The 19,928-nt window shown below is 42.1% G+C and carries 20 protein-coding genes; 13 read left to right on the forward strand and 7 right to left on the reverse strand.

All coding sequences use genetic code 11. The features are described 5' to 3' along the window. Window positions 1–248 precede the first annotated feature (248 nt). The 7 genes from PSE83_RS08925 to nrfA all read right to left on the reverse strand — a co-directional run bounded on the left by PSE83_RS08925 (window position 249) and on the right by nrfA (window position 7,586). On the reverse strand, window positions 249–647 hold the full coding sequence (locus tag PSE83_RS08925) for a hypothetical protein (protein ID WP_004262270.1): 399 nt from the start codon (window positions 645–647) through the stop codon (window positions 249–251). A gap of 329 nt (window positions 648–976) precedes the next feature. After that, window positions 977–2,023: a heme lyase NrfEFG subunit NrfF gene (gene nrfF, locus PSE83_RS08930; protein ID WP_272660821.1), complete on the reverse strand. Its 1,047-nt coding sequence runs from the start codon at window positions 2,021–2,023 to the stop codon at window positions 977–979. Then, complete coding sequence (locus PSE83_RS08935) at window positions 2,016–3,890, reverse strand: heme lyase CcmF/NrfE family subunit (RefSeq protein ID WP_110592183.1); 1,875 nt, start codon at window positions 3,888–3,890, stop codon at window positions 2,016–2,018. Before PSE83_RS08935 ends, nrfF begins: the two co-directional genes overlap by 8 nt. Before the next feature lie 24 nt (window positions 3,891–3,914). Further along, window positions 3,915–4,871 carry a cytochrome c nitrite reductase subunit NrfD gene (gene nrfD, locus PSE83_RS08940; protein ID WP_004262263.1) on the reverse strand — a complete coding sequence of 319 codons (957 nt, stop codon included), beginning with the start codon at window positions 4,869–4,871 and terminating at the stop codon, window positions 3,915–3,917. After that, on the reverse strand, window positions 4,868–5,539 hold the full coding sequence (gene nrfC, locus PSE83_RS08945; protein WP_094961333.1) for a cytochrome c nitrite reductase Fe-S protein: 672 nt from the start codon (window positions 5,537–5,539) through the stop codon (window positions 4,868–4,870). Before nrfC ends, nrfD begins: the two co-directional genes overlap by 4 nt. Next, the gene (nrfB, locus tag PSE83_RS08950; protein ID WP_004262246.1) at window positions 5,536–6,105 is read right to left on the reverse strand and encodes a cytochrome c nitrite reductase pentaheme subunit; all 570 of its coding nucleotides are present in this window, start codon (window positions 6,103–6,105) and stop codon (window positions 5,536–5,538) included. Before nrfB ends, nrfC begins: the two co-directional genes overlap by 4 nt. A gap of 47 nt (window positions 6,106–6,152) precedes the next feature. After that, window positions 6,153–7,586, reverse strand: a complete 1,434-nt coding sequence (gene nrfA / locus PSE83_RS08955; protein ID WP_004262239.1) for an ammonia-forming nitrite reductase cytochrome c552 subunit — start codon at window positions 7,584–7,586, stop codon at window positions 6,153–6,155. Window positions 7,587–8,392: 806 nt separating this feature from the next. Between nrfA and napF the strand changes: the two genes are divergently transcribed. The 13 genes from napF (at window position 8,393) to PSE83_RS09020 (ending at window position 19,467) form a co-directional block, all read left to right on the forward strand. Further along, on the forward strand, window positions 8,393–8,884 hold the full coding sequence (napF, locus tag PSE83_RS08960; RefSeq protein ID WP_004262238.1) for a ferredoxin-type protein NapF: 492 nt from the start codon (window positions 8,393–8,395) through the stop codon (window positions 8,882–8,884). Beyond that, complete coding sequence (napD, locus tag PSE83_RS08965; protein ID WP_036958482.1) at window positions 8,874–9,152, forward strand: chaperone NapD; 279 nt, start codon at window positions 8,874–8,876, stop codon at window positions 9,150–9,152. Before napF ends, napD begins: the two co-directional genes overlap by 11 nt. Next, complete coding sequence (napA, locus tag PSE83_RS08970) at window positions 9,133–11,619, forward strand: nitrate reductase catalytic subunit NapA (RefSeq protein ID WP_036958481.1); 2,487 nt, start codon at window positions 9,133–9,135, stop codon at window positions 11,617–11,619. Before napD ends, napA begins: the two co-directional genes overlap by 20 nt. 6 nt (window positions 11,620–11,625) lie before the next feature. Further along, entirely contained in the window at window positions 11,626–12,336 is a 711-nt protein-coding gene (gene napG / locus PSE83_RS08975) for a ferredoxin-type protein NapG (protein ID WP_004262231.1), read from the forward strand. Continuing rightward, window positions 12,323–13,186: a quinol dehydrogenase ferredoxin subunit NapH gene (napH, locus tag PSE83_RS08980; protein ID WP_272660822.1), complete on the forward strand. Its 864-nt coding sequence runs from the start codon at window positions 12,323–12,325 to the stop codon at window positions 13,184–13,186. The genes napG and napH overlap by 14 nt, the downstream gene beginning before the upstream one ends. Continuing rightward, a complete protein-coding gene (napB, locus tag PSE83_RS08985) occupies window positions 13,183–13,632 on the forward strand; it encodes a nitrate reductase cytochrome c-type subunit (RefSeq protein WP_004913351.1) in 450 nt (149 codons plus the stop codon). The genes napH and napB overlap by 4 nt, the downstream gene beginning before the upstream one ends. Before the next feature lie 9 nt (window positions 13,633–13,641). Further along, on the forward strand, window positions 13,642–14,280 hold the full coding sequence (gene napC / locus PSE83_RS08990) for a cytochrome c-type protein NapC (RefSeq protein ID WP_004262224.1): 639 nt from the start codon (window positions 13,642–13,644) through the stop codon (window positions 14,278–14,280). Window positions 14,281–14,477: 197 nt separating this feature from the next. Next, on the forward strand, window positions 14,478–15,218 hold the full coding sequence (locus tag PSE83_RS08995; protein ID WP_004262222.1) for a heme ABC transporter permease: 741 nt from the start codon (window positions 14,478–14,480) through the stop codon (window positions 15,216–15,218). Next, window positions 15,215–15,427 (forward strand): heme exporter protein CcmD, encoded by a 213-nt coding sequence (ccmD, locus tag PSE83_RS09000; RefSeq protein ID WP_004262214.1) that lies wholly within the window; start codon window positions 15,215–15,217, stop codon window positions 15,425–15,427. Before PSE83_RS08995 ends, ccmD begins: the two co-directional genes overlap by 4 nt. Beyond that, a complete protein-coding gene (gene ccmE, locus PSE83_RS09005) occupies window positions 15,424–15,915 on the forward strand; it encodes a cytochrome c maturation protein CcmE (protein ID WP_036958480.1) in 492 nt (163 codons plus the stop codon). The genes ccmD and ccmE overlap by 4 nt, the downstream gene beginning before the upstream one ends. Next, window positions 15,912–17,843, forward strand: a complete 1,932-nt coding sequence (locus tag PSE83_RS09010; protein ID WP_094961337.1) for a heme lyase CcmF/NrfE family subunit — start codon at window positions 15,912–15,914, stop codon at window positions 17,841–17,843. Before ccmE ends, PSE83_RS09010 begins: the two co-directional genes overlap by 4 nt. Beyond that, window positions 17,840–18,397: a thiol:disulfide interchange protein DsbE gene (dsbE, locus tag PSE83_RS09015; protein WP_004262204.1), complete on the forward strand. Its 558-nt coding sequence runs from the start codon at window positions 17,840–17,842 to the stop codon at window positions 18,395–18,397. The genes PSE83_RS09010 and dsbE overlap by 4 nt, the downstream gene beginning before the upstream one ends. Further along, window positions 18,394–19,467 carry a cytochrome c biogenesis protein CcmH gene (locus PSE83_RS09020; protein WP_004262201.1) on the forward strand — a complete coding sequence of 358 codons (1,074 nt, stop codon included), beginning with the start codon at window positions 18,394–18,396 and terminating at the stop codon, window positions 19,465–19,467. The genes dsbE and PSE83_RS09020 overlap by 4 nt, the downstream gene beginning before the upstream one ends. The last annotated feature ends 461 nt before the right edge of the window (window positions 19,468–19,928 follow it).

The following is a 19,928-nucleotide window of genomic DNA, read 5'->3' on the forward strand; positions in this document are numbered from 1 at the left end:
ATAATTCTATATGAGGGATAGCTCAAAAGGAGATAGTCTGAATTGATCGCATTTTGCCTAGATGCTCTGTTAGTACAGAGTCTCCACGATAAAATGTAATCATCATTAAAAGATTGATTTACGGAATGACAGATATCTAAAGAGAATATAGTTTTTTATGTAATATTTAATTTGAGCCCTTTTATATATTAATGAAATTTTAAAGGGCTCGGAAATATCTTATTTAAACAGTTTGGTTTTATATTTACTTAATTATTACAATACTTATTCCAAATAACATTAAAGTCATTATCAGGAAATTCTTTATCATCTCTATCGATTAATGGAATGGAAACAACATTACGACCATCATTATGAAGATAAGTTTTGACCACAAAACGTTTAAATGAATATGAATTTTGGCTAGTAAAAATAAGTACTTCACCGCATACATAGCCTAGCATACCATGGTCTAAGGTTTCTCTTATCTCATGATATTTAACATTTTTATATTCGGCTGTTTTGGGAAATGCTAAAAAATCTTCAACCGCTTTTTGAGATTTTTCTACAATGTCTAAATCAGGTGTATAGTTACTTACAACGCCTCCTATAAAGGACGCGCCTGCAATTAGGCCAATAACTAAAAATGAAAATATTTTATTTTTCATAGTGTTTATTTCTTATGTTATTATTTTTGAACCTCCCAATGAATGCCAAAATATAAAATTAAATAAAATTTATCACCATAAGCTAAATTTTAATTGATAATTTCACTTACGGAGATATACTTGGATTACATTTGGGATAATTTACTGTTGCCAATCTAACATAAGATTATTTGAAGTAATATAGGGGGGACACAATGGTAATCAATAAGAAACGAAAAATTACACATTTAAATAAATAGACATTAATAAAAGAATATTTTATCACTACTGTGATAATTTAGTATGTATTAATCCCTAGCGTAATAAAATTAATAATAAAGATAAGATTATTATTTTTTATTCTTCATTATTTTTGCCATATGAATAGCTTCAATGAGCTGAGAGCGATTAATACGAGAACTATTACTATCTAATAATTTTTGCCAAATATCAATCGCTTGCTCATAATTTGCATTCATAAAGGCATCAGAAGCAACTAGCATTAATGCGGTAACTTCTTGATTATCAAGGCTTAATGCTTTGTTGATTACCGCTCTGACATCTTCGGTTAGCTGTTGACCTGCTTGGTAATATAAAACGGTTGCAATAGCAGAGTATATTTGAGCATTTTCCCCGCCATATTTTAGTGCTCTTTGATAAGCAATCAACGCATTATCATAACTGTTTTGATAAAGATAATATTCACCCAGTATAGCCCAAAGTTCACTATTTTTAGGCGATTGACGAATATCATTTTGTAAGCGTAATAAATCCTTTTGTTCTTGCTGCAATGGTGTGAATGAGAGCAGTGGATCGGATATACGTTGATATTCCTGATAAGCTAATTCAAATCGAGGTGAGAAGAAGTAACCAATAACAACCAACACAATTAATATGGCAAGTAATTTATTAAAATGCCATTGCAGGATAGTCGAGGGTGTTGTTATATCTGGGGGTAATAATTGCTCGGATATTTGTCGATGGCTAAAATTGTTCTCTATAAGTTGCTGTTTTTGTGACCGAGTAAATTTGAAAATGAAATAAAAAATGCCAATCAGAGCAATAGCAGGCAATCCCCAAAGCAGGGCAGTTCCAATCGTTAGTGGTGGGTTATACAGCACGAAATCACCATATCGTTCAGTCATATAGTGCATGATTTGCGCTTTATCTTTCCCTTCAGCAACCATTTTAAAAACTTGGTGGCGCATACTTACTGCTGTGGGGGCATTAGATTCAAGTAAATTTTGGTTTTGGCATTGCGGGCAACGTAGCTGTGAGGCGATCTGCAAAGAATATTCTTGTTCTTCAATGGAATTAAATTCCCACACATCAACGATTTGAGCATTGGATATAAAAGAGAAAAATAGGAAAAATAGTGCTAATAGGATTCTAAGCATTTTTTATTCTCCCTTTTACCCAGCTTATTAATAGGCCAAAACACATCACAAATGCACCGCCCCAAATCCATTGAATGCCATCTTGCACGTAAAGGCGTATCGCGTAGCTATTTGTTCCTGTTTTCTCACCTAATACCGCATACCAATTGCGTAACCATCCCCAATATATACCAGGTTCAATCATTAATTGCTGGCGAGCGGTATAAAGGCGGCGCTCGGTGATTAACTGGTGTAATGGCTGGCCAGCTTTGCTAATTTGTATAATAGCCTTTTCGGTCGTGTAATTAGATTTAGCTTCAAGTTGCAGTTCGTTGAATTGGAATTGATAACCGGCGAGTGAAATAGATTGCCCAACAGAAAGATTAACACTCGTTTCGTGGTGGCTACCAATTGACAAGGCAATACCAGTAGCAAAAATTACAACTCCTGTATGAGCGATAAGGGAAGGGAAATGTTGCCGAATAGCATCGATAGGACGTAGCCAAAAGATAAGCAAAATTGCAAATAAAAAACCACAAGAAATGGCGATAATAAGCCCTTTAGACCAAAGAGATAAGCTTAATAACACACTGAGAAGTATAATTAAAAGAATACGCCATTGGGGTTTAATGCGAGTTTTGCTAAGAGGATAAATGGCACTCACAGCCATTATGATTAGCATTAAAATACCAAATGGTAATAACGCTTGGTTAAAATAAGGCGCCCCAACCGATATTTTCCCCCAACCAAATAACGTGTAAATCATTGGGTAAAGCGTGCCCGTCAGGACAATAAATAATACAGTAGAAAATAGGATTAAAGTGAGTAATAAGTAAAGCTGACGGCGATTAATATTAGTTGGTAAATTATCGATATTTTTAGCTTTCCAACCATATATACATAAAGCCCCGAAACTCAGAAAACTGAACAATAAAAAGAGGGGTGCAGCCCTAACGTTATCCAAAGCAAACGCATGGACAGACATTAAAATCCCTGAGCGTACAATTAATGTGCCTAATAAAGATAAAATAAACGTAAGAATTGCCAGCAATATAGACCAGTGGCGATAGTGCCCAGTTTTGCGTGAGACTGTTAAGCTATGAAATAGGGCAGTTGCACTTAGCCATGGCAATAATGACGCATTTTCAACAGGGTCCCAAAACCACCAACCACCCCAACCAAGTTCACTGTATGCCCACCATGACCCAAGAGTGATACCCAAAGTGAGTATGCACCAACTAGGAACGACAAAGCGCCAACAGAGCCCGGCGATAGTTTGGTTAAATTGCCCGCAAAGTGTAGATGCAAGCGCTAAGGCGGTTACGACCATTAACCCGCTATAGCCTAAATAAAGTAGAGGGGGATGTAATATTAATCCCCAATGTTGCAGCATTGGGTTGAGATCTCTCCCTTCAATAGCGGGAGGAAAAATGCGAACAAAGGGGTCAGAATAAAATACGATAAACAGTAATAATGCCGCACTGATAATGGCAAGAAGCGTTAGTGTGAGAGGAAACACGAGGTGAGTTTGCTGGCGATAACGCCATGCAAATAGACAACTCCAAGCTGAGATAAACAACAGCCAAAGAAATATTGACCCTTCATGGCCTCCCCATACTGCCGCAATTTTAATATATAGCGGCGATAGCCGATGGCTATGTTGCGCCACATATACGACCGAAAAGTCACTTTGAATAAAACTGATAGTTAAACAAATATAAGCAACGAGCAAGAAAAGAAATTGTAAGTAGGTCCAAAGAATATTCCGAGGCATTTGCCTCGGAATATGGCGGAAGAAACCAATAACTCCGAATGATACTTGAAAACAGGCAATACACAGTGCCAATGCAAGGCAGAGAAAGCCAATTTCTGGGAGTATGAGTTCCAATGATTACCCTTATTATTTAGTGAGTTATGCGACGGTCAACTGCCCTGCGTATAACACAAAGAAGCGTAAGCAGAAGACACCCAGTAAGCTTGCACCACTGATAATCAATACTCTTGCTGCGCCTTGTCCTTTGTCCATCCATTTCTTGAATAGAAGTGGAATAATAAAACCAAACCCGACAACACCAATCCAAAACCACCAAGTCCAGAAACCACCGCCTAATGCAGCAATTAATGAACGGATTTTCCCATCGTCTCCTAAAGCTAACCCGACAAAAAAGGCCGCTAATAGGAATATCTCCAACCAAATAACAAAGCTTTCGATACGGTGCAAAAATGCGGTTTCGCCGTTATGAATATTTTTGCGGTAGCGCAATGCGATTGCTATGAGTGATACCGCAATACCTGAAGATATTCCTGAAAATAGGAATAAAGCTGGTAATAATGGGTTGTTTAAGAATGGATAAGATTTTAATGCTGAAAGTAAAAAACCGGTATAAGCCCCAAGCAAAACGGCCAATATGAGCATCACAATATCCAGAAAACGCATTGCACGGTTTAGCAGGGTTAATACTCTTGGGATGATGGTAAATTTGGGCAGCCATTTTTGCTGTAAAACAATGAGTTCTTTTTCATAGATTTTAGCTAGCCAAATAACAAGCACTGCCATATACACTTGGAATAACATCACACCCATCGACATAACTGAGGTCGGGCTGTAATGAAACATTAATTTCCAGAACGTCCATGGACGCGTCAAGTGGAGAATTAAGATCAATAACCCAAAGATGATCGTCGTCGGAGCTAAAATCAGTGTTGTGCGCATTAGAGTGCTATCACTGTCAGCCGAAGTGGGATAATACTGGCGCATAAGTACCGCAAGTACCACAAGCCCAGCCGAAATACCAATTAAGAATAAGTAAACCGCAATGGGCCAGTCCCACACTAAGGATTCAAAATGGAAAGCAGAAGCTGTTGTCATTGGCTAACCTCCCCATATTTGAACGGAACCCGATACATTTTGGGGTGAGTACCGAGTGCAATTTTGAATCGATAAGTCGGTTTTTCTTTTAGCATCAACGAAATATCGCTCTTAGGGTCATCTAAATTACCAAAGGTTAATGCTTTGGTTGGGCAAGATTCGACGCAAGCCGGCTGCTTGCCCTTTTTTAGATTAGTTTTACGGCAGAAATCACATTTATCCGCGGTTTTATTGATGGGGTGAATAAACCTGACGCGATAAGGGCAGGCAGCAATACAGTATTGGCAGCCGACACATAAGTCAGGGTTGACATCAACAATCCCTGTCGTTTTATCAATAAAAGAGGCACCAGTAGGGCAAACATCGACACAAGGTGCACTTTCACAATGTTGACAGGAGTGGCGAAAAAAACGGTATTTAACATCAGGAAACTGGCCAATAGGCTCACTACGGATGATAGTTAACCGCGAAACACCTTCTGGGACTTGGTTAACCTCTCGGCATGCATCCATACACGCCGTACAGCCGATGCACAGATTTTCATCGTGCACCATGCCGTAGCGAACGCCATCTATTTTCATGGTGTTAGCTAGCGTATGGCTAGCAACTCCTCCTACCGCCGCCAGTGCTCCTGAGTAGATAATGAATTGACGACGAGAACAACTCATGGCTGCTCCTTACGCAATTTCACCGCTGCTGGGTTGAAATCAGGGTTATTGCGTTGATCTGAGTGGCAGTCGACACATATTTTTACTTTGCCCTTATCAGTCAGCACCTTCATCGTATCTTGTTTCGGATGAAGGTCATGGCAACTCGCGCAGGCTACTTTGGTGACGTGAACATCATGAGGCCAGAACGCTTTTTGCAGCTGCTCCGGTAAGTGACATGATAGACAGACACTGTTTTGTTGCTCAACGGTATACATTGGGTTGTTAAAGCGCATGACATCTTTGACGCCTTCACGGTGATCAGGCCCTGGGTTACCGTGGCAGTTGGTACAAGTCACGGGTAAATTATTGTTAGGGTTAACCACTTCTGCGTGAGTGCCATGCATGCCTTCTTGGTCAGGTTTATGGCAGTCTAAGCAGGCTTTGTCAGCGCTGCGTTGCTGCGTGACAACCCAACGGCCTTCTGCATTTTCTTGGGCCATTTGTGGGGTTGCGGATGCGGCTGTTGCCCATAATAAGCCTGTTGCCAGCACCCCAGCAGTTAATAACGAACGTAGTACGCTCATATTCACTCCATTGGTTGTATTGCCCCATTATTTGGGGCAAATCATGGTTATTTGGCTAATAGGTCATTTTTACGAGCTTGGTCATCCCATTGCGGAACCACAGTTTTTAAGAACTCTTGTTTTTCCGCATTGATTTTTTGCATATCTAAACCAATGGCTTGTTGCGCTTTTTCCTTGGTTGAAATATCTGGAATGGCAATTTCATGGGTGATGCCTTTTGAGCCTAACAGGCGAGCGAGCTTGGTTCGTGCATCTGCCGCTTTATCCATCGAACCACCTAACATACGCAGGCCTTCATCCGGTGCGTGCATATGAATACCGTGGGAGGCGATAGCTAAATCCCAACGCCATTGTGCATGACGAATATCAGTCAAAATTGGCTTCATTTCATCTTCTGTTGCGCCTGCATCCCATGCAGCTTTTGCTTCAAAGTGAGCACGAACTAATTGATCTTCCGCTTTGATTTTCATCTCTTGGATAGCGACTTTACGTTCAGCAACCACATCTTGCAGTTGTTGTTTGCTTTGGGTATGGCAAGTGCTACAAGTTTGTTCGAAATTATCGAATGGATTACCAATTTTATGGCTGGTGTACAGTTCGCCTTTTTCGTTTTGCAGTTTTGGCATATGGCAGTCAATACAGGTCACGTTATTTTTGCCATGAATACCCGCACTCCAAGTTTCATATTCAGGGTGTTGGGCTTTTAGCATAGGCGCTTTCGACAATGAGTTGGTCCAGTCAGAGAAACCAATGTTGTCGTAGTAGACTTCCATATCTTCGACTTTGGTACCGTTATCCCATGGGAATTTCACTGATTTTTTATCGCCAGAGAAATAGTATTCCACGTGACATTGGCCACACACCATGGATTGCTGGTCGAACCGACTGGCTTTATCAAACGGTTTGCCAATCGCTTCCATTGCACGCTCTGCATAAGGGCGTGAAAGCGTTAGCTCTGGTTTACCTTTTGCAAAATCCGCAGAGTCTGTTTTATGACAATCTGCACAGCCTAAGACATTAACCACTTCGGGGCCACCTTTTGCCCACTTACCTTCGAAATAGCCATCTTCGCCATGTTCTTGGATTAGCCTCGCCACATCGGGGCTTTTACAGCTCCAACATGCCATCGGAAGTGGACCATCTTGGGCGTCTTTAGGAGCACCGGTTCGTAAGGTTTCACGGACGTCGATGACAGCATAGGCGTGACCACGAGGTTTGTTGTAGTCGCGTGAGAATGGGTATCCAGCCCACAGTACGACTAAGCGAGGGTCTTCCGCTAATGCATCTTCACGGTTTGATTGCTCGGATGTTGCTCGCCAAGAGTGGTACTGGTCAGGGTGAGCGGCTTCGAAAGTTTCATTTCGAGCATTGATGGTAGATGTACTATCTTTAGTAGGAGTTTGAGCATGAACAGAGGTAAAGAGAAATATTCCTGCAACCAGACTCAATAAGCATAGTGCATTATTTCTTATGTTTGCCATAAAAAGGGCCTCGAGTAATTTTAGCCAGTCATCCCTTCATTTTTCGAGTTGTGTTTGTATTGTGACCTATGACTCGAACTATTTTGGGTATCTTTTTGTTATTTAGGTTTGATAGTAAGCGCACAGATACTACCAAGACATTGCCAATTTATATGTGTAACAAAAAACCACACTAAAAATATTGTTTTTGATCAAAAGTTAATTTGTAATAAGGAAATAGAATGTGAAGAAATAATAAAAAATAGGTATTATTGAAATTGATATAGTTATTTTTCAATAGTTTTAAATTGTTAGTTTCAATAATTAATTAATAATGATTCTTATTCTGATGCTTAGCGTTATCCAATTCTATTTTATTGATTTTAAAATAATTTTTTTATGTTTAATATTTAATGGTTGTTTTTAAAATAAAGTTAGAAATGAAATTTGTTTAATATCAAAAAAAACACAGATATTTTTTTTCTAAATGACATTGCACATACTACTTTAGTGGTAGTTTTTGGTTGGTGTTATAATTTAAAAAATTAAAACTTGAGTTTAAATTAATAATTCATATTAAAAAAATGTTAATAAATAATTAAAAAGGCCTGTTTGTTTATCATTTTGATGCTATTTTTAGCTAATGGCGAGTAAATAACGTAAATGTTGTCATTTCTAGTCGTATACGGGGAATTACCTCTTTTACCCACTTGGTAGTATGTATTTTTATAACCTCTATCGTTAATATTTCTCATAAATACACATATAAAAAATGCGGTTTATCAATACGTTTTAGTTTTTTTGTTGGCAATGTAAAGGAAAAAAACATGGTTGATCTCACCCGTCGGGGAGTATTAACTGGTGCGTGGCGTAGTGCAGCCCCAGTGGTTCGGCCGCCATGGAGTGGTAGTGAAACGCAATTTATTGAATTGTGTACCCGTTGTAATGCCTGCGTTGAGAGTTGCGAAACGGCAATTATCCAACCGGGAGCAGGGGGCTACCCTGTTGTTGATTTTAAGCGTGGTGAATGTACATTTTGCTATGCATGTGCAACAGCATGTCCAGAACCTATTTTCCTTCCAAAACATTCCCAACCTTGGGATATCTCAATTTCGATTGGCCAAAATTGTCTTGCTTATCTTTCGATTGAATGTCGACGTTGCCAAGACAGTTGTGAGCCTGAAGTCATCTCTTTTCGTCCGTCAATGGCCGGTATATACCAGCCAAAAGTAGAAACACCAGGTTGTACAGGCTGTGGTGCTTGTGTCGCAGGTTGCCCAGTTTCAGCCATTACCGTGGAGCATGAACATGCACAGTAACTATCAAGTGTGCAGTTTAATAGTACAAGTAAAAAGTGAACGACTGTCTACTGTGGCCGAAGAAATTAATCAACTTTCTAATTGTGAGGTGGCGTTAAGCGCCCCAGAAAACGGAAAACTGATTGTGGTTGTTGAAGGGCAAGGTAGTAGAACGTTGTTAGATACTATTGATTTAGTACGCGATATTGACGGCGTACTAGATGTTTCGCTGGTTTACCACCAGCAGGAAGAGCAAGGTGAGGAAGATTATGAAACTCAGTCGTCGTAGCTTTATGAAAGCCAATGCGATAGCGGCCGCTGCTGCGGCGGCAGGTATTGGCGCACCAAGCATTGCGAAAGCAGTGGTTGGCCAACAAGAAAGTATTAAATGGGACAAAGCCCCTTGCCGTTTTTGTGGTACAGGCTGTGGGGTATTGGTGGGAACTCAAAATGGTCGCATCGTGGCCAGCCAAGGTGACCCAGAAGCGCCTGTAAACCGTGGTCTAAACTGTATCAAAGGGTATTTCTTACCTAAAATCATGTACGGAAAAGACCGTTTAACGCAGCCAATGTTGCGTATGAAAGACGGTGAATATGACAAAAATGGGGAGTTCACACCGATCACGTGGGAACAAGCCTTTGATGTTATGGAAGAAAAAGTCAAAACCACATTAAAAGAAAAAGGCCCTGAAGGGATCGGTATGTTCGGTTCGGGTCAGTGGACAGTTTGGGAAGGCTATGCAGCATCAAAACTGTTCAAAGGTGGATTCCGTTCTAATAACTTAGACCCTAATGCACGCCACTGTATGGCTTCTGCGGTAGTGGGCTTCATGCGTACTTTCGGTATGGATGAGCCAATGGGTTGTTATGATGACATTGAGCATGCTGACGCGTTTGTCCTTTGGGGCTCAAACATGGCAGAAATGCACCCAATCTTGTGGTCTCGTATCACCAACCGCCGTCTGTCTAACCCTGACGTGCGTGTTGCCGTGTTATCGACTTTTAAACACCGTAGCTTTGAATTAGCGGATAACGGTATCGTTTTTACACCACAATCTGACTTAGTGATTCTGAACTATATTGCGAATTATATTATTCAAAATAATGCAGTTAATCAGGAATTCCTTGATAAACACGTGAATTTACGTCGTGGTGCAACAGATATCGGTTATGGATTACGCCCAACTCATCCACTCGAACAAAAAGCGAAAAATGCAGGTTCTGATGCATCTGAGCCAATGACGTGGGATGAATATAAAGCCTTTGTTGCGGAATATACTTTAGACAAAACTGTAGAAATGACAGGGGTTCCAAAAGATCAGTTAGAAGAACTCGCTAAACTTTACGCAGACCCTAAAACTAAAGTGGTTTCTTATTGGACCATGGGCTTTAACCAGCACACTCGCGGTGTTTGGGCAAATAACTTAGTGTATAACCTGCACTTACTGACAGGGAAAATTTCTCAACCTGGCTGTGGGCCGTTCTCATTAACCGGTCAGCCATCAGCGTGTGGTACCGCTCGTGAAGTTGGTACGTTCTCACACCGTTTACCAGCGGACATGGTGGTTACCAATGAAAAACACCGTGAAAAAGTAGAAGGTGTATGGGGGTTACCTGCTGGGACGATCCCTGAAAAAGTCGGTTTACATGCCGTTGCCCAAGACCGCGCTTTAAAAGACGGTAAATTGAATTTTTACTGGGTAATGTGTAACAACAACATGCAAGCGGGCCCGAATATCAACCAAGAGCGTATGCCAGGTTGGCGTGACCCTCGCAACTTTATTGTGGTTTCTGACCCCTATCCAACAGTAAGTGCGTTAGCTGCTGACTTGATTTTACCAACAGCAATGTGGGTAGAAAAAGAAGGCGCTTACGGTAATGCGGAACGTCGTACTCAGTTTTGGCGTCAGCAAGTTAAAGCACCAGGCGAAGCGAAATCTGACTTAATGCAGATGGTGTTGTTCTCTAAACGCTTTACAACGGATGAAGTGTGGCCTGAAGAGTTACTCGCGAAAAAACCTGAATTACGCGGTAAAACGTTGTATGACGTGTTATTCGCTAACCAAGCGGTAACGAAGTTCCCTGTAAGCGAGTTAGCCGAAGACCAACTTAACGATGAATCACGTGAATTAGGCTTCTACTTACAAAAAGGGCTGTTCGAAGAATACGCTGGCTTTGGTCGTGGTCATGGTCATGACTTGGCTGATTTTGATGACTACCACAAAGCGCGCGGTATCCGTTGGCCAGTGGTTGATGGCAAAGAAACGCAGTGGCGTTATAGCGAAGGAAATGACCCTTACGTTAAGGCTGGCGCGGGTTATCAATTCTACGGTAAACCCGATGGTAAAGCGGTCATTTTTGCATTGCCATTTGAGCCTGCTGCTGAATCGCCAGATAAAGAATATGACTTATGGTTATCAACAGGCCGTGTATTAGAACATTGGCATACCGGTAGTATGACACGCCGTGTTCCTGAACTACACCGTGCTTTCCCTGAATCTCTTGTGTTTATACATCCAATCGATGCGAAAGAGAGAGGTTTACGCCGTGGTGATAAAGTCAAAGTAGTTTCACGCCGTGGTGATGTGACCACGATTGTTGAAACTCGTGGCCGTAATAGACCACCAAAAGGCTTAGTTTACATGGCGTTCTTCGATGCTGCGCAGCTAGTGAATAACTTAACACTGGATGCAACCGATCCGCTTTCAAAAGAAACGGATTACAAAAAATGTGCCGTTAAACTGGAAAAGGTGTAATTGCTCATGCCCCAGAAAGCTAAGTCTCAACAGGCTAAGTCCCAGAACAGTCGTCGTCGCTTTTTACGCGATGTCGCCCGCACTGCGGGTGGGTTGGCGGCTGTTGGTGTGGTGCTGGGGCTTCAGCAACAAACTTCCCGTGCGAGTGGAGTTAAGCTTCGCCCGCCGGGAGCTCTTGATGAAAAAGCATTTGCCAGTGCATGTGTCCGTTGTGGGCAATGCGTTCAAGCCTGTCCGTATGACATGTTGAAATTAGCGACATTGGCATCAGGCTTGGCTTCAGGAACGCCGTACTTCATCGCTCGAGAAAACCCGTGTGAAATGTGTGAGGATATTCCTTGCGCCAAAGTTTGCCCAAGTGGTGCATTGGATAAAGACATTGAGTCGATTAACGATGCACGCATGGGGTTAGCCGTTTTACTCGATCAGGAAAACTGCCTGAACTTTCAAGGGCTAAGGTGTGATGTATGTTACCGCGTATGTCCACTGATTGATGAAGCCATCACATTGGAACTTGAACAAAACCACCGAACAGGTAAGCACGCGCGCTTCTTACCCACAGTCAATAGCAATTACTGCACGGGATGCGGTAAATGTGAACAGGCTTGTGTATTGGAAGAGGCGGCTATCAAGGTATTACCAAGGTCGTTAGCAAAAGGTGAGTTAGGACACCATTACCGCTTTGGTTGGCTGGAGGGTAACAATGGCGAATCGTAAACGTGATGCCGGACGTGAAGCTCAGGCAAAAAAAGGTTGGTGGCAGAGCCACAAGTGGTTGGTATTTAGACGCATAAGCCAATTGCTGGTGTTAGCGATGTTCTTGAGTGGGCCATGGTTTGGGGTGTGGATTTTACATGGTAACTACAGCAGTAGCTTATTGTTAGATACCGTACCTTTGACTGACCCATTAATCACCTTAGAGAGCTTAGCAAGTGGTTACTTACCGGGGATCTCAGCATTAGTTGGGGCTGCTATCGTATTCGGGGTTTATGCACTGTTGGGTAAGCGTATTTTCTGCAGTTGGGTTTGTCCTGTAAACCCAGTGACGGATGCCGCGGCGTGGTTAAGACGTAAGTTTGATTTTAACCAGTCCGCAACGATACCACGCAATATTCGTTATGTATTGCTGGTGGTTATCCTGATCGGTTCTGCTATTACAGGAACCTTACTTTGGGAATGGCTTAATCCAGTTTCATTAATGGGGCGCAGTTTAATTTTTGGTTTTGGCAGCGGTGCATTGGTTTTAGTTGCACTGTTTTTATTCGATTTATTAGTTGTGGAACATGGTTGGTGCGGTCACCTTTGCCCATTAGGTGCGCTATATGGCGTGGCAGGGTGTAAGGGCGCACTAGTTGTTACAGCGGAAAATAAAGAAAACTGTAGCCGTTGTATGGACTGTTTCCACATTTGTCCGGAGCCGCAAGTTCTGCGTGCACGGGTCCTAGATAAACAAGCTCCAGCACAGATATCAGATAAAGATTGTATCACTTGCGGTCGTTGCATTGATGTTTGTTCTGAGGATGTTTTTAAAATAACACTAAGATGGAGTTCGGGAGCAAAATCATGAAAAATCCTGTCCTGAAAAAGACGATCAGCCGTTGGGTGGCTGGAATGGCCTTTGTTGTAAGCAGTCTTGTTTGGGCTGCTAATGGTGTAGACCTGACCCAATCACCAGAAGTATCCGGTACGTCAGAAGGAAGCATTCATATTCCGAAAGAGCAAGAAAGAATGGCATTAAACTATGTGAATCAACCGCCAATGATCCCACATAGTGTTGAAGGTTATCAAATTACCACTAATACTAATCGTTGTTTGCAATGCCATGGTGTGGAAAATTATCGCACCACAGGGGCACCAAGAGTTAGCCCAACGCACTTTATGGATGCAACAGGCAAAGTTCTTGGCGAAGTCGCACCAAACCGCTACTTCTGTCTACAGTGCCACGTGCCGCAATCAGACACGGCACCGATTGTTGATAACACATTTACCCCATCCAAAGGTTTTGGGAAATAAGGGGGAATTATGTCAAATAACAATGATAAGCAAATAAATGATGACAAGCCGAAGAAAAAGGGCTTGTTTGGATTAATCGGCCGAGTATGGCGGTGGTGGCGTAGGCCAAGCCGTTTAGCATTAGGAACCTTATTGCTGATTGGTTTTGTGAGTGGTGTTATCTTCTGGGGCGGCTTCAATACGGGTATGGAAATGGCCAATACGGAAGAGTTTTGTATTAGCTGCCATGAAATGCGTGAGAATGTCTATGAAGAATATATGGATACTATTCACTATACTAACCGTAGTGGTGTTCGCGCAACTTGCCCAGATTGTCACGTACCGCATGAGTTTGGCCCAAAAATGGTGCGTAAAATTCAAGCGAGTAAGGAGCTATACGGGAAAATTTTTGGCATCATCGACACGCCTCAAAAATTTGAAGACCATCGGTTAGCGATGGCGCAAAGTGAGTGGCGACGGATGAAAAATAACGACTCACAAGAGTGTCGTAACTGCCACAATTTTGAGTATATGGATTTCACGGCACAAAAAGGGGTTGCAGCTAAAATGCATGACCAAGCCATCACTGATGGTAAAACTTGCATTGACTGTCACAAAGGAATTGCCCATAAATTGCCGGACATGCGTGAAGTTGAACCTGGCTTTTAATTTAAGGTAATCATTTTATGATGAGTTATACCGATAAATTATAAGTAATGATCAATAAATAGGCTGGTTATGCGTTTGAGTATGATCAGCCTAAGTTATATTTGTGTTAAATCAATATATTTGCTTTTTTAATGTGTATTGTATGATTCTGTCACGCAGCATTTACTAACAATATAATAAATCAGGGTAATTAAACTATGTGGAAAAAGCTTCATCAACTTGCCATCCCAGTTAACCTTTACCGGTTATGTGGGCGTCTAATACCGTGGTTTATTATATTGAGTGTAATTTGTTTAGCGGTGGGGTGGATTTGGGGATTTGGCTTTGCGCCAACCGATAAAGTCCAAAGCCAAAGTTATCGTATTATGTATATCCATGTTCCTGCCGCGATGTGGTCGATGGGCATTTATGCCACAATGGCAATTACTGCTTTTGTTGGTCTTGTCTGGCAAATGAAAGTCTCTGAATTGGCGATAGCGGCAATGGCACCGATAGGGGCGGTATTTACTTTTATTGCCTTGGTAACAGGTGCGACATGGGGTAAACCAATGTGGGGTGCATGGTGGGTATGGGATGCACGTTTAACCTCTGAACTAATTCTATTTTTTCTGTATGTGGGGATTATTGCTTTATGGCATGCTTTTGATGACCGCCGTACAGCAGGAAAGGCCGCTGCGATTTTAGTATTAATTGGTGTGATTAACTTACCTATTATTCATTATTCAGTTGAATGGTGGCAAACTTTGCATCAACCTTCGACGCGTATGCAAGAAAGTATCAACCCAGCTATGCGTACGCCACTACGTTTAGCTATCCTTGGTTACCTATTTCTCTTTATCTCATTAACGTTAATTCGTTTACGTAGTCAATTATTGTTGTTAGAACGTAACCGTCCATGGGTATTAGATATTGTGAATAAAAAAGGACGTCAATCATGACTAGCGCATTTGCATCTTGGAGTGAATTTTGGGCGATGGGCGGCTATGGTTTTTATGTATGGCTGGCGGTTGCGCTGACATTAATACCTATTTTGTTACTCTGTTTGCATACATACATACAAAGAAAAATGATAATAAATGCAATTATTCAACAGCAAGCTCGTGAAGTAAGACAAAAAGCAGCAAGAGCGCGTAGGGAGGGAGTGTGAATATTCGTCGTCGTAACCGACTTTGGTTGATCTGTTCCATATTGGTTGGCGTGGGGTTAACCCTCGCATTGATTCTCTACGCATTGCGCTCAAGTATTGACTTGTTTTATACCCCCGGTGAAATCATCTATGGTAAGCGGGAAACTCAGCAAATCCCTGAAGTTGGGCAACGTTTGCGCGTTGGCGGCATGGTGATGCCCGGTAGTGTAGTACGTGACTCTGACCCTGTCTCTAATGCCGTCAATATCACTTTCACTGTTTATGATGCCGAAGGTGAAGTAGACGTAAGTTATCATGGAATTTTGCCTGACTTATTCAAAGAAGGGCAAGGTGTCGTTGTTCAAGGGGAATTACAAGAGAACAATCATATTTTAGCGAAAGAAGTGCTTGCTAAACATGATGAAAACTATACGCCACCAGAGGTTGAAAAGGCGATGCAAGAAAACCACCGCAGGCCAGCAGCTGCCTATAAGGACAATGCATCATGATCCCTGAAATTGGTAGCGTTTTACTGTGCTTGGCATTAGGTCTTGCCGTTTTGCTGTCTTTTTACCCGCTATGGGGGGTGGCACGCAATGATGCACGCTTGATGGCATCATCACGTCCATTAGCATGGTTACTTTTTCTCTGTGTAACAGGGGCATTCCTAGTATTAGTGAATGCCTTTGTTGTTAATGATTTTTCAGTCACGTATGTCGCCAATAACTCTAATACGCAATTACCTATTTGGTATCGTGTTGCGGCGACATGGGGAGCTCACGAAGGTTCATTATTACTATGGGTATTATTAATGAGTGGCTGGACATTTGCGGTGGCAATTTGTAGTTACCGTATGCCTCTCGACATTGTTGCCCGTGTTTTAGCTGTTATGGGGATGGTTAGCGTTGGTTTTTTGCTGTTCATCATCTTTACTTCAAACCCATTTTCGCGCACGCTGCCTGCCTTTCCGATTGAAGGGCGTGACCTCAACCCATTACTACAAGACCCAGGGCTGATTTTCCACCCACCATTGTTATACATGGGCTATGTCGGCTTCTCAGTGGCATTTGCCTTTGCGATTGCGGCATTGTTAAGTGGCCGGTTAGACAGCTCTTTCACACGTTTTGCTCGCCCTTGGACGATGGCAGCTTGGTTCTTTTTAACGTTAGGGATCATGTTAGGTTCCGCATGGGCTTATTATGAATTAGGCTGGGGGGGCTGGTGGTTCTGGGACCCAGTGGAGAATGCCTCCTTTATGCCATGGTTAGTGGGAACGGCATTGATCCACTCACTTTCCGTTACTGAACAGCGAGCCACTTTTAAAGCATGGTCACTATTATTGTCGATTTTTGCTTTCTCATTGTGTTTACTCGGGACTTTCTTAGTTCGCTCAGGGGTACTGGTTTCGGTACACGCCTTTGCCTCAGACCCATCTCGAGGGTTATTTATCTTAGCCTTCATGGTGATAGTGATTGGCGGCTCTTTACTGGTGTTTGCACTGCGTGGGCACAAGGTACGCTCAAGGGTTAACAATGCCTTATGGTCGCGTGAATCCATGTTATTGGGTAATAACGTTATCCTAACAGCAGCGATGCTAGTTGTGTTACTCGGTACATTGCTACCGTTAGTCCATAAACAAATTGGCCTGGGTACGATTTCCATTGGTGAACCGTTCTTTAATACCATGTTTATCGCGTTGATGGTGCCATTTGCCTTGTTACTAGGAATTGGGCCACTTGTGCGTTGGGGACGTGACCGCCCTGCGGCTATCAAAAAGTTATTAATCATTGCAACGGTATTAACCGTTATTCTTTCTTTTGCCCTACCATTACTGATGGAAGATAGGGTAGAAGCGTTGACGGTTGTCGGCTTAATGATGGCGTGCTGGATAGCAATTCTTGCCTTCGCAGAAATGCGAGTCCGCATCAGTAAGAAAATCAAGCTCACGCCAAGTTACTGGGGAATGGTACTGGCGCATTTAGGTTTGGCGGTAACCATCGTCGGTATTGCCTTTAGCCAAAATTACAGTATTGAGCGTGATGTGAAAATGAAGCCGGGTGATAGCATTTCAATTCGTGCTTATACCTTTGTATTTAATGGCGTACGAGAGGCTGATGGCCCTAACTACCAAGGTGTCATTGGCAGTATTTCAGTGAAAGAGAAAGACAAAGTCATCGGTGTTTTAATGCCAGAAAAACGTTTTTATAGCGTTAGCCGAGCTGTTATGACCGAAGCGGCGATTGATGGTGGTTTTACTCGCGATTTATATGCTGCATTGGGTGAGGAAGTCGCTAAAGATACGTGGACTATGCGTTTGTATTATAAACCATTTGTTCGTTGGATCTGGTCTGGTGGCGTATTAATGGCTATTGGTGCGTTATTTTGCTTGTTTGACCCACGTTATCGTCGCCGTAAATTACAAGGGGAAACAGCATGAACCGCAAAGTCTTCTTAATTCCTTTTATTATTTTTGCAGGAATCGCTGCGGTCCTGTTATGGCAATTGATGCGTAATGCAGAAGGGGATGATCCTCGTTTATTAGAATCCGCTTTAATTGGTAAGCCAGTGCCCGTTTTTCGCCTTGAATCGCTAGAAAACCCCGGTCAGCACTACGAATCCGATGTATTAACACAAGGGCAACCTATCTTGTTGAATGTTTGGGCAACATGGTGCCCTACATGCCGTGCAGAACATCAATATTTGAATAAGTTGTCTGCACAGGGTGTTCGTGTGGTTGGGTTGAACTATAAAGATAAACGGGATAAAGCCATTGTGTGGTTGCGTGAGTTAGGCAACCCTTATGCCTTAAGCTTATTTGATGGTGAAGGTATGTTAGGCCTTGATTTAGGGGTATATGGTGCACCTGAAACGTTCTTAATTGATGGTAATGGTGTGATCCGTTATCGTCACGCAGGGGCAATGGACGAGCGCGTCTGGGAAAAAGAATTTAAACCCCTTTGGGAGCGCTATAATCAGGAGGCGAACCAATGAGGTATTTATTGGGTTTATTGATGTTAGCGTTAAGTGCAACGGTGACATATGCATCGACAGAAGTCTTTACTTTCGATAATGAACAGCAAGAGCAGCAATTTCGTAAATTAACCGAAGAGCTACGTTGCCCTAAATGCCAGAACAACAGCATTGCGGATTCTAATTCAATGATTGCACTGGACTTGCGCCAAAAAGTGTATGAGTTAATGAAAGAAGGCAAAAACCGTGATGAAATCGTTGATTACATGGTTGCACGTTATGGTTACTTCGTCACTTATAACCCACCACTGACGCCGCTAACGATTGTACTGTGGGGGTTACCGTTTGTTGCGATAGCGGTAGGCGGCTGGATCATCTTTGCCCGTTCTAAAAAACGCGTTAGATTAAAACAGGTTGAGCAGGGCGATGAGGAAGCATTACCTGAGGCCTCTCGCACTAGCAACTGGGTTTATTTACCCGGGTTTATCATTGCATTAGGTGTTGCGGGGGGGGCTTATTATCAGGTAGGTAGCTACGAGAAAGTGGCAGATTGGAATAATGCCTATCAACAAGCTCCCGCTTTGTTAGACAGAGCGCTAGACCCGTCTGAGCCACCACTCAATAATGCGGAAATGGAACACCTCGCTTTAGGTCTACGTACTCGCCTCCAGGAAGACCCGCAAAATGTAGAAGCGTGGGAAATGCTAGGCCGTATTGGTATGGTGTTGGGGAATGCGACTATGGCAACCGATGCCTATGGCCGTGCTTATCGCCTAGCCCCTAAAAATGAAAATGTAGTGATGGGGTATGCGGAAGTTTTGACACGCTCTTCTGACCCAGAAGATAACCGTCAAGGTGCAGAGCTACTTAAAAAGCTGATTGCTGAAGACCGTACCAATGTGAAAGCATTAAGCATTTTTGCATTCAATGCATTTGAGCAAGAGCGTTATGCAGAGGCCATCTCGGCTTGGCAAATGATGTTAAAACTACTGCCTGAGAATGACCAACGTCGTCCTATTATCGAGCGTAGTGTTGAACAGGCTCTGATGATGGTACACGAAAAGAAAGGGCTGCCAGCGAAAGCGGAATAGTTAATGGCAGTCTAATTATTATGACTAAAAGGGAGCAACCGCTCCCTTTTGTTTACCTAGCAAATAACCTATTTGTTCAAATTGTGATCCTTCTCTCAATTCATCATTATTTTACCCATAATAGATTATAACGATTAATCAGGATTTTTTTATCTTATTCAATTAATTAAACTCTAAATATAAATTATTAATTTAACTTTATTTTACTTTTAAATTTTTATATTTATGAAATATATAATAAATAATCCGAATTATTATATTTACTTATGTACTCCCTTCTTAGTCTAAATTCCATAAAGTAAACTAATCAATTCTTATATTATTTTGATAACAATAGAAGATTTACCTTTGGTTATTCTTTTTTGGTTTTTTTTGTTTTTACTTTTATGCTTTTTGCTTTTTTTTGCTTTGCAGGGGGAACCTATGAGTACAATCACATTAATGTAACAAGGTATAAATTA

This window comes from Providencia sp. PROV150 (assembly GCF_028481025.1).
Lineage (GTDB): Bacteria > Pseudomonadota > Gammaproteobacteria > Enterobacterales > Enterobacteriaceae > Providencia > Providencia hangzhouensis.

Coding starts and splice junctions, on each gene's coding strand:
- nrfB (WP_004262246.1), bottom strand. CDS start 6,105: ATGAGCGTACTACGTTCGTTATTAACTGCTGGGGTGCTGGCAACAGGC.
- PSE83_RS08925 (WP_004262270.1), bottom strand. CDS start 647: ATGAAAAATAAAATATTTTCATTTTTAGTTATTGGCCTAATTGCAGGC.
- nrfC (WP_094961333.1), bottom strand. CDS start 5,539: ATGAGTTGTTCTCGTCGTCAATTCATTATCTACTCAGGAGCACTGGCG.
- napA (WP_036958481.1), top strand. CDS start 9,133: ATGAAACTCAGTCGTCGTAGCTTTATGAAAGCCAATGCGATAGCGGCC.
- napC (WP_004262224.1), top strand. CDS start 13,642: ATGTCAAATAACAATGATAAGCAAATAAATGATGACAAGCCGAAGAAA.
- napH (WP_272660822.1), top strand. CDS start 12,323: ATGGCGAATCGTAAACGTGATGCCGGACGTGAAGCTCAGGCAAAAAAA.
- napF (WP_004262238.1), top strand. CDS start 8,393: ATGGTTGATCTCACCCGTCGGGGAGTATTAACTGGTGCGTGGCGTAGT.
- napB (WP_004913351.1), top strand. CDS start 13,183: ATGAAAAATCCTGTCCTGAAAAAGACGATCAGCCGTTGGGTGGCTGGA.
- ccmD (WP_004262214.1), top strand. CDS start 15,215: ATGACTAGCGCATTTGCATCTTGGAGTGAATTTTGGGCGATGGGCGGC.
- nrfA (WP_004262239.1), bottom strand. CDS start 7,586: ATGGCAAACATAAGAAATAATGCACTATGCTTATTGAGTCTGGTTGCA.
- PSE83_RS09010 (WP_094961337.1), top strand. CDS start 15,912: ATGATCCCTGAAATTGGTAGCGTTTTACTGTGCTTGGCATTAGGTCTT.
- nrfD (WP_004262263.1), bottom strand. CDS start 4,871: ATGACAACAGCTTCTGCTTTCCATTTTGAATCCTTAGTGTGGGACTGG.
- napG (WP_004262231.1), top strand. CDS start 11,626: ATGCCCCAGAAAGCTAAGTCTCAACAGGCTAAGTCCCAGAACAGTCGT.
- dsbE (WP_004262204.1), top strand. CDS start 17,840: ATGAACCGCAAAGTCTTCTTAATTCCTTTTATTATTTTTGCAGGAATC.
- nrfF (WP_272660821.1), bottom strand. CDS start 2,023: ATGCTTAGAATCCTATTAGCACTATTTTTCCTATTTTTCTCTTTTATA.
- PSE83_RS09020 (WP_004262201.1), top strand. CDS start 18,394: ATGAGGTATTTATTGGGTTTATTGATGTTAGCGTTAAGTGCAACGGTG.
- napD (WP_036958482.1), top strand. CDS start 8,874: ATGCACAGTAACTATCAAGTGTGCAGTTTAATAGTACAAGTAAAAAGT.
- PSE83_RS08995 (WP_004262222.1), top strand. CDS start 14,478: ATGTGGAAAAAGCTTCATCAACTTGCCATCCCAGTTAACCTTTACCGG.